We start from the raw sequence: 22302 nt of genomic DNA, 5'->3' as shown, positions 1-22302 counted from the left end.
AATGCAGGCCAGCGCCGGTTACTTGTCGAACAGGTAATGGTTTACCAGATTTTCCAACAGTTCCTGATGCCCGCTCTGATGGCGCGGCGCCAGGTTTTGCTGTTCAGCGTACTTCGCCAGTTCAGCAAGCGTTAGCTGGCCCTGCAGAATTTGCTGGCCAAGTTCACCATTCCAGCCGGCATAGCGTTTCGCGACGCGTTTATCCAGCTCACCGTCTTCACTCATCCGCGCGGCCACTTTCAGCGCCAGCGCCATGGTGTCCATTGCGCCAATGTGGCCATAGAACAGATCGTATTTGTCGGTGCTCTGACGACGCACTTTGGCGTCAAAGTTCAGGCCGCCAGTGGTAAAGCCGCCCGCTTTGATGATTTCATACATCACCAGCGCGTTCTCTTCCACGCTGTTCGGGAACTGATCTGTATCCCAACCCAGTTGCGCATCGCCGCGGTTAGCATCGACCGAACCGAAGATACCCAGCGCGATGGCAGAGGCAATTTCATGGTGGAAAGAGTGGCCGGCCAGCGTGGCGTGGTTCGCCTCGATGTTCACTTTAATCTCTTTTTCCAGACCGAACTGTTTGAGGAAGCCGTACACCGTTGCCACATCATAATCATATTGATGTTTGGTCGGTTCCTGCGGTTTTGGCTCAATCAGCAGCGTGCCACGGAAGCCGATTTTATGTTTGTGTTCGACAACCATCTGCATGAAGCGGCCAATCTGCTCACGCTCCTGACGCAGATCGGTATTGAGCAAGGTTTCATAGCCTTCACGACCGCCCCACAGCACGTAGTTTTCGCCGCCCAACTGATGAGTTGCGTTCATCGCGGTGACGACCTGGGTCGCAGCCCAGCTAAATACTTCGGGATCCGGGTTAGTGGCAGCCCCTGCGCCATAGCGCGGGTTAGTAAAGCAGTTAGCGGTACCCCAGAGCAGTTTCACGCCGCTCTGCTGCTGTTTTTGCGCCAGCACATCCACCATGTGGGCAAAGTTATTCAGGTACTCTTTCAGCGAAGCCCCTTCCGGCGAGACATCGACATCGTGGAAGCAGTAGTAAGGCACATTCAGTTTGTGGAAGAACTCAAACGCTACATCCGCTTTGCGCTCCGCCAGCGCCAGCGCGTCGCCCGGCTGTTGCCACGGTCTGTCGAATGATCCCACACCAAACATATCCGCACCGTTCCAGCAGAATGTATGCCAGTAGCAGGCGGCAAAGCGCAGGTGATCTTCCATTCGCTTACCCAGCACTAACTCGTCCGGGTTGTAATGACGAAACGCTAAAGGGTTGGTTGTTTTCGGGCCTTCATAACGAACACGTTCGAGCTGGTCGAAATAAGCATGCATAATGAGCTCCATAATCAGGTGTCGGCAAAGATTCATTTTCCAGGTAATACTGGATTCTCTCCTCGCCTTGCTCAATTACGTTATTTCACACTGACATTAAGAGAATACGCAAATGTGCACCACCTCGCAAAATAAGCCATAACCAGGCCGTTTGCTTAATTGTTGCCGCCTGCAAAACCGTTTCCGCTTATTTTAAAATCAGATCACCGTCAAACTTCCACAAATAAACCAAAAAACATAACGCCGGGATAAAAACCAGGAATTGCCAGCCACCGTTTACGCGTTAAAAATTTGCAACGTTCATCGCAGTGCATGTTTCTTTTATCTCGCTTCGTCACCCTACAAAAAGGTATTACTATTATGAAGATAAAGAACCTTTGCCTTACTTTGTGTGCTTCTTTGCTGCTCGCCAGCATGGCGGGTCACGCAAAAGAAGTAAAAATCGGTATGGCGATTGATGACTTACGCCTCGAACGTTGGCAGAAAGACCGTGATATTTTTGTTAAAAAAGCCGAATCGCTGGGTGCCACGGTTTTTGTCCAGTCGGCTAACGGTAATGAAGAAACCCAGATGTCGCAAATCGAAAATATGATCAACCGCGGCGTTGATGTTCTGGTTATTATTCCCTACAACGGTCAGGTATTAAGTAATGTTGTAAAAGAGGCCAAACAAGAAGGGATTAAAGTGTTGGCTTATGACCGTATGATCAATAATGCCGACATTGATTTTTATATTTCCTTCGACAATGAAAAGGTTGGTGAATTGCAGGCGCAAAGCCTGGTCAGCAAAGTGCCTCAGGGCAATTACTTTTTGATGGGCGGTTCGCCCGTTGATAATAACGCTAAGTTGTTCCGCGCAGGCCAAATGAAAGTATTAAAACCGTACATTGATAGCGGCAAGATTAAAATTGTCGGCGATCAGTGGGTCGACGGCTGGCTGCCTGAAAATGCGCTGAAAATCATGGAAAACGCCCTCACGGCGAACAACAACAAAATCGACGCGGTCGTGGCGTCTAACGATGCGACCGCAGGCGGCGCAATTCAGGCGCTGAGCGCTCAAGGCCTGGCAGGCAAGGTCGTCATTTCAGGCCAGGATGCCGACCTCGCCGGGATTAAACGCCTGATCAACGGCAGCCAGACCATGACGGTCTATAAGCCCATCACCCAACTGGCTAACACGGCCGCAGAAATCGCCGTTGAGCTCGGTAATGACAAACAGCCAAAAGCGGACTCCACCCTCAATAACGGTCTGAAAGACGTCCCCGCCCGTCTGCTGACGCCGATTGAAGTCACCAAAGACAACATCGACGCCACGGTTATCAAAGATGGGTTCCATCAGAAAGATCAGCTCTAAGCCTCGCGGCGTGTCTCCCGACAGGAGGCACGCCGGAACATGTCTTCAGGCACTGTGAATACCTCGAATTACGTGGAGCAGTTATGCCTTATTTACTTGAAATGAAGAACATCACCAAGGCCTTTGGCGCGGTCAAGGCCGTTGATAACGTGAGTCTGCGGCTCAATGCAGGCGAGGTGTTATCCCTTTGCGGTGAAAACGGCTCCGGCAAATCCACGCTGATGAAAGTACTGTGCGGCATCTATCCCTGGGGCAGCTATGACGGCGAAATTGTTTTTGCTGGCGAAACCCTACAGGCCGGGCATATCCGTGATACCGAGCGTAAAGGCATTGCGATAATCCATCAGGAACTGGCGCTGGTTAAGCACCTGACGGTGCTGGAAAACATCTTTCTTGGCACCGAGATCACCCATCACGGCGTGATGGACTACGACACCATGACGCTGCGCTGCGAAAAGCTGCTCGCCCAGGTCAGTCTGACGATTTCCCCCAATACCCGTGTCGGCGATCTCGGGCTTGGGCAACAGCAACTGGTAGAAATCGCCAAAGCGCTGAATAAACAGGTCCGTCTGCTTATTCTTGATGAACCGACCGCCTCACTCACCGAGCAGGAAACCGCCGTCTTACTGGATATCATTCGCGATCTGCAAAACCACGGTATCGCCTGTATTTATATCTCGCACAAACTCAACGAGGTGAAGGCTATTTCTGACGTCATCTGCGTGATCCGCGATGGTCAGCATATCGGCACGCGCGATGCCACCGGGATGAGCGAAGACGACATCATCACCATGATGGTGGGCCGCGAACTCACCGCCCTCTACCCCAACGAACCGCACACCACCGGCGATGAGATCTTACGTGTTGAGCATTTAACCGCCTGGCATCCAGTCAATAAACACATCAAGCGAGTCAATGACGTCTCTTTCTCCCTTAAACGTGGCGAAATTTTGGGTATTGCCGGGCTGGTGGGCGCCGGGCGAACCGAAGCGGTACAGTGCCTGTTTGGCGTCTGGCCGGGACGTTGGGAAGGCAATATTTTCCTTGATGGCAAACAGGTGCACATCCATAACTGCCAGCAGGCGATTGCCAGTGGTATCGCGATGGTGCCAGAAGACCGCAAAAAAGATGGCATCGTCCCCGTGATGGCCGTCGGTAAAAACATCACCCTCGCGGCGCTGGACCAGTTTTCCGGCACGCTGAGTAGCCTGGACGATGCAGCAGAGCAGCATTGCATTTTGCAGTCGCTGCAACGTCTAAAAGTGAAAACCTCCTCCCCCGACCTGGCGATTGGTCGCCTGAGCGGTGGGAATCAGCAAAAAGCCATTCTTGCCCGCTGCCTGCTGCTCAACCCGCGCATTCTGATCCTCGACGAACCGACGCGCGGGATTGATATCGGCGCGAAATACGAAATTTATAAATTAATCAATCAACTGGTACAGCAGGGGATTGCCGTTATTGTCATCTCTTCCGAATTGCCCGAAGTGCTGGGGCTCAGCGATCGGGTACTGGTGATGCATGAAGGCAAGCTAAAAGCCGACCTAATTAATCATCAACTGACCCAGGAGCAGGTCATGGAAGCGGCGCTGAGGAGCGAACATCATGTCGAAAAGCAACCCGTCTGAAATGAAACTATCCGCCCCGGTACCGGGTGCCTTCAAAGGATTGAAGTCTCTGAATTTCCAGGTCTTTGTCATGATTGCAGCCATCGCTGTGATCATGCTGTTCTTTACCTGGATGACCGACGGCGCTTACCTGAGCGCGCGTAACGTCTCAAACCTGCTGCGCCAGACGGCCATTACTGGCATCCTGGCGGTGGGCATGGTGTTCGTCATTATCTCGGCGGAAATCGACCTCTCCGTGGGCTCGATGATGGGTCTGCTGGGCGGCGCGGCGGCGATTTTCGACGTCTGGCTGGGCTGGCCTTTACCGCTGACCATTGTGGTCACGCTGGTACTGGGATTACTGTTAGGTGCCTGGAACGGCTGGTGGGTCGCCTACCGTAAGGTGCCGTCGTTTATCGTCACCCTTGCGGGGATGCTGGCGTTTCGCGGCGTGCTGATTGGCATCACCAATGGCACAACCGTCTCACCCACCAGCGCTGCCATGTCGCAAATCGGGCAAAGTTATCTGCCTGATGGTGTCGGTTTCGGCGTGGGTGCGCTGGGGCTTGTCGCCTTCATTCTGTGGCAGTGGCGTGGACGACTGCGCCGCCAGGCGATGGGGCTGACCACCACCGCGTCCACCTCCGTCGTGGGTCGCCAGTCGCTCATCGCCGTGCTGGTGCTCGGTGCCATTTGGCTGCTCAATGATTATCGCGGTGTTCCGACGCCGGTATTGCTGCTCGTCTTCCTGCTGCTGGCGGGGATGTTTATGGCTACGCGTACCGCGTTTGGTCGTCGTATCTACGCTATCGGTGGTAACCTGGAGGCCGCACGCCTGTCCGGGATCAACGTGGAACGCACCAAGCTGGCGGTGTTCGCCATAAACGGCTTGATGGTAGCGATTGCCGGGCTAATTCTCAGCTCACGTCTGGGGGCGGGTTCACCCTCGGCGGGCAACATTGCTGAACTGGACGCTATCGCCGCCTGCGTTATCGGCGGCACCAGCCTCGCGGGCGGGATTGGTAGCGTGGCGGGCGCGGTGATGGGGGCATTTATCATGGCGTCACTGGATAACGGCATGAGCATGATGGATGTGCCCACGTTCTGGCAGTACATCGTGAAAGGAGCCATTTTGCTGTTGGCGGTATGGATGGACTCCGCCACCAAACGTCGGGCGTGAAACCAGGAGCGATCACACTGCCGGAAGATTTTTCTCCGGCAGTGTGCCGAATATGATAATCAGAATTAATGATTAACCAGCGACGGAACCGATATGTTCGAGAAACGCCACCGCATTACGTTGTTATTCAATGCCAACAAAGCCTATGACCGCCAGGTGGTTGAAGGGGTTGGTGAATATTTGCAGGCGTCACAATCTGAGTGGGATATCTTCATCGAGGAAGATTTCCGTACCCGCATCGAAAACATCAAAGAGTGGCTCGGCGATGGCGTCATTGCCGACTATGACGATCCTGAAATTGAGCGCCTGCTGGCCGATGTCGACGTACCGATTGTCGGCGTCGGCGGCTCCTATCACGCACCGGAAAACTACCCTCCGGTGCACTACATCGCCACCGATAACTTTGCCCTGGTCGAGCAGGCCTTTTTGCATCTCAAAGAGAAAGGGGTGCACCGTTTTGCGTTCTATGGTCTGCCCACCTCCAGCGGTAAACGTTGGGCCGTTGAGCGAGAGCATGCGTTTTGTCAGTTGGTCGCACAGGAGAAATACCGCGGGGTGGTCTATCAGGGGCTGACTACCGCGCCTGAGAACTGGCAGCACGCCCAAAATCGGCTGGCGGACTGGCTACAAACGCTGCCACCGCAGACGGGCATTATTGCCGTTACCGATGCCCGCGCCCGTCACGTGCTCCAGGTGTGCGACCATCTGCATATTCCGGTGCCGGAGAAACTCTGCGTGATTGGCATCGACAACGAAGAGCTGACTCGCTACCTGTCACGCGTGGCGCTCTCGTCGGTTGCGCAGGGAACCCGGCAGATGGGCTATCAGGCGGCGAAACTGCTGCATCGCCTGCTGGACAATGAGCCGATGCCACTGCAGCGTCTGCTGGTTCCACCGGTACGTGTGGTGGCGCGACGCTCAACGGATTACCGCTCCCTGAATGACCCGGCGGTCATTCAGGCGATGCATTACATCCGTAATCACGCCTGTAAGGGTATCAAAGTAGAGCAAGTGCTGGATGCCGTCGGGATTTCACGTTCGAATCTGGAAAAGCGCTTTAAAGAGGAAGTGGGCGAAACCATCCATGCGGTGATCCACGCGGAAAAACTGGAAAAAGCACGCAGCCTGCTGGTTTCCACCTCCCTTTCCATCAACGAAATTTCGCAGATGTGTGGCTATCCGTCACTGCAATATTTCTATTCGGTGTTTCGCAAAGAGTACGACAGCACGCCGAAGGATTACCGTGAACGCTACGGTGAGACACTGATTTAACGGGGCATTCAGGAACAGAGTATTCAGGAAAGAAAAACGCCTTCCGGGTGGAAGGCGTTATGCGATGACATGTGACTATTACATGTGCGAGGCGATGAGCTGCTGGTTGTCCTGATACATGGCAAACAGATAGTTGTTATAGCTCGCGCCCTTCGTTGAGTAGCCTTTCAGCTTATGAATCATGTTGCTGGCTGTTACTTCCTGGTCCGCTTTACGCAACTGCGCACGGGACTTACGGAAAGAAGCATAAGCCGGGTGAGTGTTCAGATTCACCACATAAGCATCCACGGACTCTTTCACCGATTCAAAGTGCGAATAACCTTTCACTTTGCCTGGACCGTTTTTACAACTGCCTTTCCCGCATTTCATGCCGAACAGGTTGTTGTTGGTACGCGCCAGTTTTGAAGTACCCCAGCCGCTTTCCGCCGCCGCCATGGTCGCGACCATACTGTCCGGGATAATATCCACGCGTTCCATCAACGCATTCCACGGAATACGGCGGGTATTGCCAGACCAGCTCACCTTGTAGCGTTTGGCGATATCCTTCAAGCGTGTACGGTCCGCCGTCGACCATTGTTGGCTATATTGACGTGACATCAGCCAGTTACGGTCAGCGGTAATCGCTGCATTTTGACTGGTAATATAAGGCATGACCGTCCGGAGAAACGCTTTCTTTCTTGGTGCTCCGGAAGGGTATTTTCGCAAGTCAGGAAGTGAACTGCTATTTACACTATTGCGAGAATACTCTTGTTTACTGCTTGCCTGTTTTGTACCGGTCGTCTTTGAGATTGGGGCTTTGTGACTCGCTGTTTTGCTGTGCGTCTGCGCAAGCACCTCACCTGAAAATGCGATGGTGAGTAACATGAGTATCGTGGCCCCTAGTCGTCGCAAGGGAGTCGATATCATTAAGTCTCCTGGTCGGATATAAACATTCCAACACCTTATTTTTTACACAATTTTGAGAGCTGAATCTCAAATCATATCAAAAATAGCGCTTCAGGGCACGTACAGAAATAATCCAATTCCGAAAGCCTGTCATCTCAAACCTGCTACGTCGCGAAAACAACAGCATAGATTTGTGGCGGTTATCGCAAATTCTGCGCAAAATTTGCGCACGATCACTCACCCGGCGCTCTCCACCCTGGCGATTGCGCTCACGGGATGAGTTGCCCGCGCCGGGCTAATGACACAATGGTAAAAACGGATGCCTCGGGAAGGATCAGATGAAATACAGTGCCCTTTTTCTCCTGCTTATACCGGCCTTCGCCAGCGCTAACTGGTCAGCTCCCGGTCTCTCTGCCTTTTCCGATGATGGTACTGGAGTCTGGCGTAGCAACAGCACATTACAGAAAGGGTCATACCCGCTGACGCTGCACCTTGATCAACAATGCTGGCAGCCTGCCGCCGACATCAAACTCAACCAGATGCTCTCCCTTAAACCCTGCACAGGCGATGCCCCCCAGTGGCGCGTTTTTCGTGAAGGGAATTATCAGATTCAACTTGATACCCGCTCCGGCACGCCAACGCTAATGCTGTCGGTAAAAAGCAAAGCCGTCACCCAGGCCGTTAATGTCGTGCGCCAGTGCCCCACCTGGGACGGTAAAGCCCTGACGCTGGACGTCAGCAAGACATTCCCGGAAGGGAGCATGGTGCGCGATTTCTACAGCCAGAAAACAGTGATGGTGCAAAACGGAAAGATAACGCTGCAACCGGCTAACGGTAGCGGCGGCCTGCTGCTGCTCGAACGCGCTGAAACCACCGCCCCTGCCCCCTTTAGCTGGCAAAACGCGACGGTCTATTTCGTGCTGACTGACCGCTTCGTCAACGGCGATCCGTCGAATGACAACAGCTACGGACGCCACAAAGACGGGATGCAGGAGATTGGCACCTTTCACGGCGGCGATCTGAAGGGGCTTACCAGCAAACTCGACTACCTGCAGCAGCTTGGTGTCAACGCCCTGTGGATCAGCTCACCGCTTGAGCAAATCCACGGCTGGGTAGGCGGTGGAACAAAAGGCGATTTTCCGCATTACGCCTACCATGGCTACTACACGCAGGACTGGACCCGTCTGGACGCCAACATGGGCAGCGAAGCGGATTTACGTACTCTGGTCGATGAAGCCCATAAGCGCGGTATCCGTATCCTTTTTGACGTGGTGATGAACCACACCGGCTACGCGACGCTGGCAGATATGCAGGAATTTCAGTTCGGCGCGCTCTATGTTCAGGGTGAAGAGCGCAAAAAAGTGCTCGGCGAGCGCTGGACAGACTGGCGGCCAGGCCCGGGGCAAAGCTGGCATAGCTTTAACGACTTTATCAATTTCAGCGACAAAGCGGCCTGGGAGAACTGGTGGGGCAAAAAGTGGATCCGCACCGATATTGGCGACTACGACAACCCCGGCTTCGATGACCTGACCATGTCGCTGGCCTTTCTGCCGGATCTGAAAACCGAATCCACCACGCCGTCAGGATTACCGAACTTTTATCGTCATAAACCCGATACCGCCGCACGAGAGATCCCTGGCTACACGCCGCGAGATTACCTGACCCACTGGCTAAGTCAGTGGGTGCGTGACTACGGCATCGACGGTTTCAGGGTCGATACCGCCAAACATGTCGAACTCGCGGCCTGGCAGCAGTTAAAAACCCAGGCCACCGACGCGCTGGCCGAATGGAAAAAAGCGAACCCGCAGAAAAAACTCGACGACGCGCCGTTCTGGATGACCGGAGAATCCTGGGGGCACGGTGTCATGCGCAGCGATTATTACAACCATGGCTTCGACGCGATGATCAATTTTGATTACCAGGAACAGGCCGCGGGTGCGGTGAAATGCCTGGCGAATATGGATCTCGTCTGGCAGCAGATGGCAGAAAAGCTGCAGGGCTTTAATGCGCTGAGTTATCTCTCTTCCCATGACACGCGTCTGTTCCGCGACGGCGGTCAGGAAGCGGCAGAGTTGCTGATGCTGGCGCCAGGGGCAGTACAGATTTTTTATGGCGATGAAACCAGCCGGCCTTTCGGGCCGACCGGCTCCGACCCGCTACAGGGGACACGTTCGGACATGAACTGGCAGGACATCAACGGCAAGGCGGCGCCAACCCTGCAACACTGGCAAACGCTGGGGCAATTCCGCGCGCGTCACCCGGCACTGGGGGCGGGTAAGCAGACAACGCTTAGCCTGCCACAAGGATACGGCTTCGTGCGCGAGCACAACGGCGACAAAGTGATGGTGGTCTGGGCGGGGAATCGCTAATTCTCTTCCTGCGTAGCGTTTACGCCGCCTTCCAGTATATTCCCCGGCGGCGCTGCGCTGACCGGGGCAACCAGACCGTGGACATCCATAATCTTTTTAGCCATGACTGACCCGTTTACCGCACGGCAACCACAGCGACATCTTTGTGCCCCCCCTGGCGCAGAGCGTACAGCGAGGGGGTTGAGTCCCCGCTGAAATCGGTGAGACGAAGACCCGATGACAAGGGCAGGCCGCCAGGGATGGCGGACTGAGGTTTGTCGAGACACGACAAAATCGTCCGGAACGATTTTGAACAACGCAACGCGTTGGCCCGAAGGGCGAGCCCCAGGGATAGGGCGAGTAACTCGAGTCAAACCGACCGCAGGCAGCGGGGCGGGAGGCGAACGCAGTGCGAAGCACCGATTTCTTTGCGGGGCCGCGGGGATTGTAAAGGGGAACGCGGTGTTCCCCTTTACCCGTTCACGTGTTCAGGAGGTCCATTTCGCCATGAACATAAGGTGAACGGAACCCACCACCTGAGCCGCATATTCCCCTCACCCCAACCCTCTCCCTGAGGGAGAGGGAGAAAACCGGTCATAGCCCGGAGAAGGCGTTTACGCCGCCTTCCAGTATATTCCCCGGCGGCGCTGCGCTGACCGGGACGACAAACTCATCGGCATCACAATATAAAAACCCACCAAACCATAAATTCACAAAATAAAACGTCACCACACCCCATCTCATCCGATTTGCACAGCAGGGTATGTAGCGCTATGGTTAGCCATTTTTAAAATCGGCCCGACAGAACAGCAGCTATGACATTTTCACTTTTCGGCGACAAATTTACCCGTCACGCTGGCATCACCCGCCTGATGGAAGACCTTAACGATGGCCTGCGCACACCGGGCGCCATCATGCTCGGCGGCGGTAACCCGGCGCAGATTCCGGCGATGACCGACTACTTCCATAATCTGCTGGCAGAAATGGTCGAAAACGGCAAAGCCACTGATGCGCTGTGTAATTACGATGGCCCACAAGGGAAGACCGAACTGCTGACGGCGCTGGCAAGCATGCTGCGCGATGAACTGGGCTGGGACATTGAACCACAAAATATTGCACTGACAAACGGCAGCCAAAGCGCGTTTTTCTACTTATTCAATCTGTTTGCTGGTCGCCGTGCCGACGGAACCACCAGTAAGGTGCTGTTTCCATTAGCGCCTGAGTACATCGGCTACGCCGATTCCGGGCTGGAAGAAGATCTGTTTGTCTCCGCACGCCCGAATATCGAACTGCTGCCGGACGGCCAGTTCAAATACCATGTCGATTTCGAACACCTGCACATCGGTGAAGAGACCGGGATGATCTGCGTATCGCGCCCGACCAACCCAACCGGTAACGTCATTACCGATGAAGAGCTGATCAAACTGGATGCGCTGGCCAATCAACACGGCATTCCGCTGGTTATTGATAACGCCTATGGCGTCCCCTTCCCGGGCATTATTTTTAGCGAAGCGCGGCCTTTATGGAATCCGAATATTATCCTCTGCATGAGCCTGTCGAAGCTGGGTCTGCCGGGAAGCCGTTGCGGTATTATCATCGCCAACGACAAGGTGATATCCGCCATCCGTAATATGAACGGCATTATCAGTCTCGCACCGGGCGGTATTGGCCCGGCCATGATGTGCGAAATGATTAAGCGCAACGATCTGCTGCGCCTGTCGGAAACCGTGATTAAGCCGTTTTACTACCAGCGTGTGCAGGAAACGATCGCGATTATTCGCCGCTACCTGCCGGAAGAGCGCTGCCTGATCCACAAGCCAGAAGGGGCCATCTTCCTCTGGTTGTGGTTTAAAGACCTGCCGATCACGACCGAGCTGCTGTACCAGCGTCTGAAAAAGCGCGGCGTATTAATGGTCCCCGGCGACTATTTCTTTCCTGGGCTGGATAAGCCATGGCCGCACACGCACCAGTGTATGCGCATGAACTATGTGCCAGACCCGGAAAAAATCGAAGCCGGCGTGAAAATCCTCGCCGAGGAAATTGAAATCGCCTGGCGTGAGCACGCGTAATCAGCAATCCGGCCCTCTTGATGAGGGCCTCCTCTTCGCATCTCTTAACCAGAAACGTCAATACGTTACGCTAAATGACTGTTGAGGCGGCTTTGTCGCAGCCTGATGGGATCGATGCATGCTAATGCGCTGGTCGGGCAGGCTTCCACACAGGCAGGTCCGGTTTCACGGTGCAGACACAGATCGCATTTTTGCGCCTGTACCTGGTCATTTTCCATCGTCACCTGCATGGCGCCGAACGGGCAGGCCAGCATGCAACTCTTACAACCGATGCACAGCGTCTGCTCCACATACACCGCGCCATTGACCCGGCTGATGGCCCCTACCGGGCAAACATTGGCGCATGGGGCGTCTTCACAGTGACGACAGGTGACCGCCGTGGAAAAAGAGCCGGTTTTTACCACGCGAATCCGTGCGCTGAAGGTTTGCGGGGAGATAGCCGCGCAGTCCTGATCCTGCTGGTGTGAGACCACACAGGCGACTTCACAGGTACGACAGCCGATACATTTGGTCGAATCCGCAAGTATAAAACGGTTCATTCTCCACACCCCTGATACAGAAAAATTCCGTTCAGAGTGCCAGAGAATGAACCGTCTTCGCTTTGATCCCGATGGGGAAAGCGGGTAAATCGTTCATTTGCCTGATCACATCTGGCCTTCTGCCTACACGCGCAGCGTAAATCCCAGCTCGTTAGAGATAGCCTGCGCCGTATCACGCAGCGGTTTGAGCAGGTTTTTCTCGCCAATCTGTTTCAGGCGTGATGTAGAAAGCGAAATAGAGATGGCGTACGGCACGCGGTGGTGAATATCAAACACCGGGACAGCAATGCAAGAGACGCCCAGCTCATTCTCTTCACGATCCATCGCCATACTGGTTTCGCGGATCTGCGCCAGCTCATCGTACATCGCGGGCAGGCCGGTAATGGTATTACGCGTCAACGGTTGAATCTGTTCCTGATGCGTCTCCCAGTACTCTTTCACATAATCGGGCTGACCGAAGGCCATATAGATTTTACCCATCGCCGAGCAGTACAGCGGCATATGCTGACCAATATAGGCGCGCGTACGCAGCATACCCGTCGTCGGTTCCAGTTTGTAAATCAGAATGGCGTGATCGTCTTCGCGGCTGGAGAAATTGATGGTTTCCCCGGTCGCCAGGTTCAGCGCTTCCAGATGCGGCGCGGCAACATGGATAATATTCAGCGACGTGAGCGCCTTTTGTCCGACAGCGATAAATTTTGTGGTTAAGCGATAACTCCCGGCAGCGGGCGCGGGGGTCACGTAGCCACAGGATTGCAGCCCTTGCAGCAATCGGTGCACGGTACTTTTATTCAGCCCCGCCAGTTCGGACAAATGCGCCAGCGGACAACCGTTCGGGTAATTGCTCAGTATCTCTATCAACATCAAACCGCGAAACAAGCTCTGGCTTCCTGCCGGCCTCTCTTTCTCCTGCGTGTTTTCACTCTCTTTGGTGTTCATCGCTTTCGCCTCCTTTTTGTGGCGACCTGATGGTAGCGCAAAGTGTGTTTCACTTCACGATCTGAACAGAAAATTTGTAATTTATTGATTTTATTACATTTCAAAAATATATCCAGCAATTGCTTTGTCAAATTATGATCGCTATATTTGAAATCAGATTTCGCATAGTGAAATCTACAGGTCGCACAACGTTCTCATTCCCTCGGTGGGAGGTCATCTTAAATGGCAGAAGCAGCAGTGTTATCTCCTTTGTTATCCATGCGCCATATCGTTAAGCGCTTTGGGGGAAATGTGGCGGTCAACAACGTCAGCCTGGATATCTATCCGGGCAAGGTTGTGGCACTGCTGGGGGAGAACGGTGCGGGCAAATCCACGCTGATCAAAGTGCTGGCCGGTGTCTATTCCCGCGACGGTGGCGAAATCCTGTTTCGCGGTGAGCCGGTGGATTCTGCCGCCGCGCTGCGCCGGGGCAACGAGCAGCCAATTGCCTTTATCCATCAGGACTTAGGTCTGGTGGAGTGGATGACTGTCGCGGAAAACATGGCGCTGGTGATGGGTTTTCCCCGTCGCTTTGGGCTGATTGACTGGGCGGCAACACGCCGTCAGGCGCAAAAAGCGCTGGAAGATATCGGCATTCAGCTTGATCCGGATGACCGCGTGTTCGACCTCTCCCGCACTGAAAAATCGCTGCTGGCAATAGCCCGTGCGGTAGCGGTTGATGCCTCGGTGCTGGTGCTTGATGAGCCGACGGCCTCCCTTCCCGCGGACGATGTTCGCCACCTGTTTCGGGTAATGAACATCCTGCGGGAAAAACAGGTCGGCATGATTTATATCACCCATCGTCTGGATGAGGTGATGGAGATGGCCGATTCCGTCTGCGCCATGCGCGATGGTTGCTATGCAGGTGGTGGTGACATCGACCACTACACCCTGCGTGGTCTGGTCGAACTGATTGTTGGCGAAAGTCTGCGTGACGACCAGCGCCAGGCGTTACCCGACGGTGATGCGCCGGTGCTGTTAAAGATGGACAACGTCAAAGTGGGTGATACCGGCCCCGTCTCTTTCGAGCTTCGTGCCGGTGAGATGGTGGCGCTCGCCGGTCTGCGCGGCGCCGGACAGGAAGAGATTGGACGTTTGCTGTTTGCCTGCCGTACGCAGGAAAGCGGGCAAATCACATTAAATGGCGTGCCGTTTACGGCGACAACACCAGGGGAGGCGATGTCTGCGGGCGTCTCTTTTGTCGCAGGCGATCGCCTTCATGAAAGTCTGATTCCGGGCATGATGGTGCGTGAAAACTTGTTTATGAATCCGTGTAAACACGGTCACGCCCCGCTGTCCCGCTATAACGAAAAAAGCGAAGCGCCGATGAGCTGGGAGAAAATCCGCCAGTTCGATGTCCGGCCAGCGCAGATCAACATTGAAATCAGCGCGTTGTCCGGCGGCAACCAACAAAAAGTCGTGATGGCGCGCTGGCTTTCACTCAATGCTCCACTGCTCATTCTGGAAGACCCGTCCGCGGGCGTTGATGTCGGCGCGCGTGCGGAAATCTATGACCTGCTCAATCAGGCGCTGCAAAACGGCGTCGCCATTCTGGTCATCTCCAATGACCTGGAAGAGGTGGCGCATATCTGCAACCGGGCGCTGGTATTTAACCGTGGGCAGATTGTCGGCGAGCTTCTCAACCAGGATGTCACCTTCGCCAGGTTGCTCGAACTGGCGTCAGGCAGCGGCACACTACATTAAGTCGGAGTGCGTTAGTTATGGCTAAAACATCAATGAAATCGACGGCCCTGGAATCACGCGTATCGCTTCATGAACACGGTGCCGCCGCCTGGCTTGGACAATTAACCACCCGTTACGGCCTGCCCGTGATCTGCGTGGTACTGGTTATCGTTTTTTCGCTGACGACGCCCTCATTCGCTTCACTGCTGACCTTACAGGCCATTCTCGACAGTAAATCGAAAATCGCCCTGCTGGCGCTGGCGGCGACCATCCCGATGATTGTCGGGAAAATTGATCTTAACGTCGGCTTTGGCATCGTGCTCTGGCACATCCTCGCCATCACGTTGCAGGTGGAATATGGCTTTTCCTGGCCGGTGGCCGTGGCCATCGTGCTGGCGCTCTCCGCGCTGTATGGCCTGCTGAACGGCATTCTGGTGGCGCTGGCCGACATCGATAGCTTCGTGGCTACGCTCGGCTCCGGCACCGTGCTCTACGCCATCGCGCTCTGGCACTCCGGCGGACGGCAGATTGTCGGCGACTTACCGGACGCCTTTATTGCCCTGCATCATTCAGACCTGTTTGGCATTCCGGTGGTGGCTTTTTATGTCCTGTTTGCCGCCGTGGTGCTGTGGATCATCACCGAACACACCCCGATTGGTCGCTGCATGTATGCGGTGGGCGGTAACCCGGTCGCGGCTGCGCTCAACGGCATCGCCGTTAACCGTTACACCATCGGCGCCTTTATCGCCTCCAGCACCTTAACCGGGTTTACCGGGGTGATCATTGCCGCCGAGCAGGGCGTGGGCCAGGCCAGCGTCGGCATGGACTATCTGCTGCCTGCCCTTGTGGGGGCGTTCCTTGGCAGTACCACTATTCGTCCGGGGCGCGTGAACGTCTGGGGCACGGTGGTCGGAATTGCGGTACTGGCGATCGGTATCGCCGGGATTCAGCAGTTTGGCGGCGCATTCTGGGTCGAACCGCTGTTTAACGGTGCGACGCTACTGTTGTCGATTACCCTGGCCGGTTATGCACAGCGCCGCCGGGCATTAAATAAAAAACTGGTGCAGCGTGCTCAAACGACCGCACCGGGCTCCTCTGTTACCCAATGACTCTCGCGTAAGGAACTGAAAATGTATAACAAAATAGTTCAATGCTGTCTGGCTGCCGGGTTGATGATGGCAAGCGGTTTCGCCCTGGCCGATGACAGCTATGTTCAGCAGGCGCAGGCGGCGATTGCCAAAGCGACCGCGCCTGTCACCGTGTGGGATGGCCCAACACAGGGCCCGGCGTTACAGCCGAACAAAAAGATTATCTTCATCGCGTCTGACATGAAAAACGGCGGCGTGCTGGGCGTTAAAGAGGGGCTTGAAGAAGCGGCAAAAATCGCGGGCTGGCAACTCGACGTGCTGGACGGTGCGGGTTCGGTAAAAGACCAACTGGCGGCGCTGAACCAGGCGATTGCCCGCAAACCGGACGGTATCGTGATTGGTGGCTGGAACCCGAACGTCGCCAAAATCCCGCTCAAAAAAGCGGTGAAAGAGGGCATTGTACTGACCGCATGGCACGCTGTTCCGGCACCGGGTCCGGTTCCGGCCTACAACATTTTCTACAACGTGACCTCCGACTCTAACGAAGTGTCACGCATGGCGGCACTCTACGCCGTCGCGAAATCCAACGGCACGGCAAAGGTGCTGATTTTCACCGACTCGCTCTACCAAATCGCTCTGGATAAAGCCAACGCGATGAAGAAAGTGATTGAGCAATGCAGCGGCTGCCAGGTGGTTGAATTTATCGATACCCCGCTTGCCGACACCTCTAACCGCATGCCGGGCATGACCTACAGCCTGATGCAAAAATATGGTGATAAGTTCGAATACTCTTTGGCCATCAACGACCTGTACTTCGACTTTATGGCCCCGGCCCTGCAAACCGCGGGTAAAGGCACGGATGGCAAGCCGCCGTACAACATTTCGGCTGGCGACGGTTCCGTTACCGCCTACCAGCGCGTACGCGATGGCAAAGCGCAAGTCGCGACCGTGCCAGAGCCGCTGAAACTGCACGGCTGGCAGTTACTGGATGAGTTCAACCGCGCCTTCGCCGGTAAACAACCTTCTGGCTATGTTACCCCGGCGCACCTGGTCACCAAAGAAAACATCAGCGCCGACGGCGGCCAGAACAATGAATTCGACCCGGGTAACCAGTATCGCGATCACTACAAAGCCATCTGGGGAGTGAAGTGAGATGTTAGCCGTCGCGGGCAGTTTTGAACGCCTGTGTTCTCCGGCCATCTGGGCGGAAGGCCCGGTGTGGCTGGCAGAACAGCAGAGCGTGATTTTCAGCGATGTAAAGGGCAACAAGATGTACCGCTGGAGTGCGCAAAACGGCGTCAGCGTGTTTCGCGCTGAGTCCCACTTTGCCAACGGCAACGCGCTGGATAACGAAGGGCGTTTGTTAACCTGCGAACATGGCCGTCGCGGTATCAGCCGGACAGATAAGCAGGGAAATCACACCCTGCTGGTGGACAAAATCGACGGGCTGCGTTTCAACTCGCCCAACGATATCGCAGTGCGCCAGGACGGGTCGATTTGGTTTACCGACCCACCCTACGGCATCGTCGGCGACGAAGAGGGTTATCGCGCGGCAAGCCAGGTCATCGGCTGCTACGTCTATCGTTTTGATGAAGCGAACAACCGGGCGACGATCGCCATCAGCGATACTCAGCGCCCTAACGGGCTGGCCTTCTCGCCGGATGATAAATGGCTCTACGTGGCGGATATGTCGATTATTGATTTTCCGACGCAGGGCCGCCGGGAAATTCGCGCCTACCGTCTCGACGGCGATAGTGCGGTATTTTCTCATGTGGTCACCCAGGTTGCGCCGGGTATTCCGGATGGCTTTTGCGTTGACCCGGCGGGGAATATTTTCTGTAGTTGCGAGACCGGCGTTTTGATTTTCTCGCCGCAGGGGACGCTGCTGGAAACGATTCCCGTCCCTGAGCGCGTCTCTAATTGCACGTTTGGTGGGCCTGACGGAAATACGCTGTTTATTACCGCGACCACATCGCTTTACCGGGTGACCATCGCCCCCTCCCGTATTCAGGGATAAACAGGATTAATACCGAAGCGCACCGGCCCTGCCGGCGCGTTTTCACAACCCAACATAGTTTAGTGGAATGCAATTCCACTATGTAAAACGAAGATGTGATGGAGAAAGCGTATGTTATTGAGTTTTTCTGATCTTAAAAATGAGTTTAACCGTGTCCTGCTGGCACGCGGTGTGGCGGCAGAAACCGCCGATGCCTGTGCGGAGATGTTTGCCCGCACCACCGAGTCAGGGGTCTATTCACACGGCGTAAACCGTTTCCCGCGCTTTATCCAGCAACTGGAAAATGGCGACATCATTCCGGATGCGCTGCCAAAACGCATCACGTCGCTGGGGGCGATTGAACAGTGGGATGCCCAGCGTTCTATCGGCAACCTGACCGCGAAAAAGATGATGGACCGCGCGATTGAACTGGCCTCCGACCACGGTATCGGCCTGGTGGCGGTACGTAACGCTAACCACTGGATGCGCGGCGGCAGCTACGGCTGGCAGGCAGCGGAGAAAGGCTACATCGGTATTTGCTGGACCAACTCCATCGCCGTTATGCCGCCGTGGGGCGCGAAAGAGTGCCGTATCGGGACTAACCCGCTGATCGTTGCCATTCCGTCCACGCCGATCACCATGGTGGATATGTCCATGTCGATGTTCTCCTACGGCATGCTGGAAGTGAACCGCCTGGCGGGCCGCCAGTTGCCGGTTGAGGGTGGCTTCGACGACGAAGGTAAGCTGACCAAAGACCCGGCGCCGATTGAGAAAAACCGCCGCATTCTGCCGATGGGCTACTGGAAAGGTTCTGGCCTCTCTATCGTGCTGGATATGATTGCCACCCTGCTGTCCGATGGTTCTTCCGTGGCCGCCGTCACCGAAGACAACAGCGACGAGTTCAACATTTCGCAGGTCTTTATCGCCATCGAAGTGGACAAACTGATCGACGGTGCCACCCGTGATGCCAAGCTGCAACGCATTATGGATTACATCACGACCGCTGAACGTGCCGATGAAAATGTCCCTGTGCGTCTGCCGGGCCATGAATTTACGCGTCTGCTGGAAGAAAACCGCCGCAACGGTATCACCGTTGACGACAGCGTGTGGGCGAAAATCAAGTCGCTGTAAGGATTATCATCATGATTTATGGACATATTTCTCAACCCAACGCCTGCCGGTATCCGGCAGCGATTGAAAAGGCACTGGAATTCCTGCGCACCACGGATTTCAGCAAGCTGGAGCCGGGCGTGGTGGAAATTGAGGGGCGCACGATTTACGCGCAGATCCTCGACCTGACCACTCGCCCTCACGATGAGCTGCGCCCGGAAGTGCATCGCCGTTATCTGGATATTCAGTATTTATATTCCGGCGAAGAACAAATCGGTGTCGCCATTGATACCGGCAATAACGTGGTGAGCGAAGAATTACTTGAGCAGCGCGATATTATTTTCTATCACGACAGTGAAAACGAATCGTTGATTGAAATGGTGCCAGGGAATTACGCCATATTTTTTCCGCAGGATGTCCATCGTCCTGCCTGTAATAAACACAGAGAAACAGCGATCAGAAAAATAGTCGTTAAAGTTGCGGTTTCCGCATTGAATTAATCCGTTATTTATTTATCGATACCTGATAAATAAAAGGAGCGAAACATGAAAACGAATGACGCCGGTTATATTATCGGCGCATACCCCTGTGCGCCTTCGTTTCACCAAAAAAGCGAACAGGAAGAGAAGGAATTCTGGCGTTTACTCGCGGATACGCCGCACATTCGCGGTCTGGAGCAGCCGTGCCACGAAAACCTGCACGCTTATGGCGATGAGTGGCTGTTCCGGCACACGCCGGGCGAATGGCAGATTGTGGTCACCGCGATCCCGGAGACCATGCGTCGTCGCAGCGGCGGCAATCTGGCCTTCGGTCTGGCCTCCAGCGATGAAGAACAACGTCGGGCATGCGTCGAGTTCCATCGTCATTTGCTGAACAAAATCAATGCAGTAAACCAGCGCTTCGCCAATAAAGTGATATCGCTGGAACTGCAGGCTGCCCCGCAGGGCGGTAACGCTGATGTGGCACAGGCAACCGATGCGTTTATCCGCTCCATCAAAGAAATCGCCAGTTGGGACTGGTCATGCTCGCTCGTACTGGAACACTGCGACGCCATGAACAAGCCCGCACCGCGCAAAGGTTTCCTGCCGTTGGAAAACGTGCTGGATACCCTCGCCGGCTACAACATTGATGTATGCATTAACTGGGCGCGTTCCGCGATTGAAGGGCGTAATACCACCCTGCCGCTGGAACATACTCAGGCGGTGAAAGCCGCAGGAAAACTGGGGGCGCTGATGTTCTCCGGCACCGCCACCGAAGGGCCGTATGGTGAATGGACTGACCTGCATACGCCTTTCGCCCCTTTCTGCCCGGAAAGCCTGCTCACGGTAGAAAGTGCTAAAGAATTATTTAATGTGGCTGACACAGCAAAATTACAGTTTGCCGGTATTAAGTTGCTGGAAATTGATGCTAATGCTGATGCGAATCATCGCATAGCCATATTACGCGATGGCATTACCGCGTTAAACAAAGCCAGACAATAAATATAAAGCGTCAATTTAATCGCAAGGCCTGTTACTTTTAACGAGAGATTAATATGAACACTTCCTCTTACGCTACATCTGCGGATATTCCGCGCCAACGCTGGTTAAGAATTATTCCCCCTATTCTTATCGCGTGTATTATTTCTTATATGGACCGCGTGAATATCGCATTCGCAATGCCTGGCGGGATGGACAAGGATTTAGGCATTACCGCCACCATGGCAGGTTTGGCTGGCGGTATTTTCTTCCTCGGTTACCTCTTCTTGCAGGTACCGGGCGGGAAAATCGCCGTGCACGGCAGCGGTAAAAAATTCATCGGCTGGTCACTGGTCGCCTGGGCGGTCATCTCTGTGCTTACCGGTATTGTCACCAACCAATATCAACTGTTAGCACTGCGTTTCCTGCTCGGTGTGGCGGAAGGCGGCATGCTGCCTGTGGTGCTCACCATGATCAGCAACTGGTTCCCGGATGCCGAACGTGGTCGCGCAAATGCCATCGTCATTATGTTTGTCCCGATTGCCGGGATCATCACCGCCCCGCTCTCCGGCTGGATCATTACCGCACTCGACTGGCGCTGGCTGTTCATCATCGAAGGTCTGCTGTCACTGGTTGTTCTGGTGCTGTGGGCGCTGACCGTGTATGACCGTCCGCAGGAAGCCCGTTGGATTAGCGAAGCCGAGAAGAAATATCTGGTGGAAACCCTGGCCGCTGAGCAGCGTGCCATTGCGGGTAAAACCGTGGTCAATGCCTCGCTGGGCGCGGTGTTGTCTGACCGTACCATGTGGCAGTTAATTGCCCTGAACTTCTTCTATCAAACCGGGATTTACGGCTACACCCTGTGGTTGCCCACCATCCTCAAAGAGTTGACCCACACCAGCATGGGCCAGGTCGGAATGCTTGCCATTCTGCCTTACGTTGGCGCTATCGCCGGGATGTTCCTGTTCTCTTCTCTGTCCGACCGTACCGGTAAACGCAAGCTGTTCGTCTCCCTGCCGCTGATTGGCTTCGCCACCTGCATGTTCCTCTCCGTCACCCTGAAAGAGAGCATCTGGCTGTCGTATGCCGCACTGGTTGGCTGTGGCTTCTTCCTGCAGTCCGCTGCCGGGGTGTTCTGGACCATTCCTGCTCGTCTGTTCAGCGCGGAAATGGCCGGTGGCGCACGCGGCGTGATTAACGCCCTGGGTAACCTGGGTGGCTTCTGCGGTCCGTATGCCGTGGGTGTGCTGATCACCATGTACAGCAAGGATGCGGGCGTCTACTGCCTGGCGGTGTCTCTGGCGATTGCCGCGCTGATGGCGCTGCTGCTGCCGGCGAAGTGTGATGCCAACAGCTCAAGCGTGGGCGCGACGAATACGGCCAAACGTGCGGTCTGATG

The 22302-nt window shown here is 54.9% G+C and carries 19 protein-coding genes; 14 read left to right on the top strand and 5 right to left on the bottom strand.

The window, feature by feature from the left end:
• Window positions 1-18: 18 nt before the first annotated feature.
• A complete protein-coding gene (gene xylA, locus C5523_RS00870) occupies window positions 19-1341 on the bottom strand; it encodes a xylose isomerase (protein WP_039080173.1) in 1323 nt (440 codons plus the stop codon).
• 360 nt (window positions 1342-1701) lie between these two features.
• On the opposite strand from xylA, the gene xylF reads away from it, so the two are divergent.
• From xylF to xylR, 4 genes are all read left to right on the top strand, one after another.
• Window positions 1702-2694, top strand: a complete 993-nt coding sequence (xylF, locus tag C5523_RS00865; RefSeq protein ID WP_108700463.1) for a D-xylose ABC transporter substrate-binding protein — start codon at window positions 1702-1704, stop codon at window positions 2692-2694.
• 83 nt (window positions 2695-2777) lie between these two features.
• Entirely contained in the window at window positions 2778-4319 is a 1542-nt protein-coding gene (locus C5523_RS00860; protein ID WP_079496913.1) for a xylose ABC transporter ATP-binding protein, read from the top strand.
• Window positions 4297-5478 carry a xylose ABC transporter permease XylH gene (xylH, locus tag C5523_RS00855; RefSeq protein ID WP_039080170.1) on the top strand — a complete coding sequence of 394 codons (1182 nt, stop codon included), beginning with the start codon at window positions 4297-4299 and terminating at the stop codon, window positions 5476-5478. The genes C5523_RS00860 and xylH overlap by 23 nt, the downstream gene beginning before the upstream one ends.
• Before the next feature lie 93 nt (window positions 5479-5571).
• Complete coding sequence (gene xylR / locus C5523_RS00850; protein WP_039080169.1) at window positions 5572-6750, top strand: D-xylose utilization transcriptional activator XylR; 1179 nt, start codon at window positions 5572-5574, stop codon at window positions 6748-6750.
• 78 nt (window positions 6751-6828) lie between these two features.
• Here xylR and C5523_RS00845 read toward each other — a convergent pair whose 3' ends face one another.
• Window positions 6829-7656 carry a protein bax gene (locus C5523_RS00845; RefSeq protein ID WP_039080168.1) on the bottom strand — a complete coding sequence of 276 codons (828 nt, stop codon included), beginning with the start codon at window positions 7654-7656 and terminating at the stop codon, window positions 6829-6831.
• A gap of 317 nt (window positions 7657-7973) precedes the next feature.
• Between C5523_RS00845 and C5523_RS00835 the strand changes: the two genes are divergently transcribed.
• On the top strand, window positions 7974-10004 hold the full coding sequence (locus C5523_RS00835; protein WP_108700462.1) for an alpha-amylase: 2031 nt from the start codon (window positions 7974-7976) through the stop codon (window positions 10002-10004).
• A gap of 573 nt (window positions 10005-10577) precedes the next feature.
• Here the strand turns inward: C5523_RS00835 and C5523_RS27345 are convergent.
• Window positions 10578-10715 carry a hypothetical protein gene (locus C5523_RS27345; RefSeq protein ID WP_172960865.1) on the bottom strand — a complete coding sequence of 46 codons (138 nt, stop codon included), beginning with the start codon at window positions 10713-10715 and terminating at the stop codon, window positions 10578-10580.
• An 83-nt stretch (window positions 10716-10798) separates the two neighbouring features.
• Between C5523_RS27345 and avtA the strand changes: the two genes are divergently transcribed.
• A complete protein-coding gene (avtA, locus tag C5523_RS00830) occupies window positions 10799-12052 on the top strand; it encodes a valine--pyruvate transaminase (RefSeq protein ID WP_039080166.1) in 1254 nt (417 codons plus the stop codon).
• Window positions 12053-12117: 65 nt separating this feature from the next.
• On the opposite strand, the gene C5523_RS00825 is transcribed toward avtA, so the two are convergent.
• Together C5523_RS00825 and yiaJ are read right to left on the bottom strand one after the other, a co-directional pair.
• On the bottom strand, window positions 12118-12591 hold the full coding sequence (locus C5523_RS00825) for a 4Fe-4S dicluster domain-containing protein (protein ID WP_071195052.1): 474 nt from the start codon (window positions 12589-12591) through the stop codon (window positions 12118-12120).
• Between the two features lie 123 nt (window positions 12592-12714).
• Complete coding sequence (gene yiaJ, locus C5523_RS00820; RefSeq protein ID WP_039080164.1) at window positions 12715-13530, bottom strand: IclR family transcriptional regulator YiaJ; 816 nt, start codon at window positions 13528-13530, stop codon at window positions 12715-12717.
• A gap of 222 nt (window positions 13531-13752) precedes the next feature.
• On the opposite strand from yiaJ, the gene C5523_RS00815 reads away from it, so the two are divergent.
• From C5523_RS00815 to C5523_RS00780, 8 genes are all read left to right on the top strand, one after another.
• Complete coding sequence (locus tag C5523_RS00815; RefSeq protein ID WP_039080163.1) at window positions 13753-15273, top strand: sugar ABC transporter ATP-binding protein; 1521 nt, start codon at window positions 13753-13755, stop codon at window positions 15271-15273.
• 17 nt (window positions 15274-15290) lie between these two features.
• The gene (locus C5523_RS00810) at window positions 15291-16361 is read left to right on the top strand and encodes an ABC transporter permease (RefSeq protein WP_071195054.1); all 1071 of its coding nucleotides are present in this window, start codon (window positions 15291-15293) and stop codon (window positions 16359-16361) included.
• A 63-nt stretch (window positions 16362-16424) separates the two neighbouring features.
• The gene (locus C5523_RS00805) at window positions 16425-17492 is read left to right on the top strand and encodes a substrate-binding domain-containing protein (RefSeq protein WP_223878814.1); all 1068 of its coding nucleotides are present in this window, start codon (window positions 16425-16427) and stop codon (window positions 17490-17492) included.
• Between the two features lies 1 nt (window position 17493).
• Window positions 17494-18357, top strand: coding sequence for an SMP-30/gluconolactonase/LRE family protein (locus C5523_RS00800; RefSeq protein ID WP_079496910.1), 864 nt, complete (start codon window positions 17494-17496; stop codon window positions 18355-18357).
• A gap of 111 nt (window positions 18358-18468) precedes the next feature.
• On the top strand, window positions 18469-19467 hold the full coding sequence (yiaK, locus tag C5523_RS00795; RefSeq protein WP_039080160.1) for a 3-dehydro-L-gulonate 2-dehydrogenase: 999 nt from the start codon (window positions 18469-18471) through the stop codon (window positions 19465-19467).
• 11 nt (window positions 19468-19478) lie between these two features.
• Window positions 19479-19946, top strand: coding sequence for a YhcH/YjgK/YiaL family protein (locus tag C5523_RS00790; protein WP_039080159.1), 468 nt, complete (start codon window positions 19479-19481; stop codon window positions 19944-19946).
• Window positions 19947-19991: 45 nt separating this feature from the next.
• Entirely contained in the window at window positions 19992-20927 is a 936-nt protein-coding gene (locus C5523_RS00785) for a DUF4862 family protein (protein WP_108700461.1), read from the top strand.
• A gap of 53 nt (window positions 20928-20980) precedes the next feature.
• Window positions 20981-22300 (top strand): MFS transporter, encoded by a 1320-nt coding sequence (locus C5523_RS00780; RefSeq protein ID WP_039080157.1) that lies wholly within the window; start codon window positions 20981-20983, stop codon window positions 22298-22300.
• Window positions 22301-22302: the final 2 nt, after the last annotated feature.

Source organism: Phytobacter sp. SCO41 (genome assembly GCF_003073275.1).
GTDB lineage: Bacteria > Pseudomonadota > Gammaproteobacteria > Enterobacterales > Enterobacteriaceae > Phytobacter > Phytobacter diazotrophicus.
The sequence above is the reverse complement of the archived record's forward strand: the minus strand, read 5'-3'. Positions and strand labels throughout refer to the sequence as shown.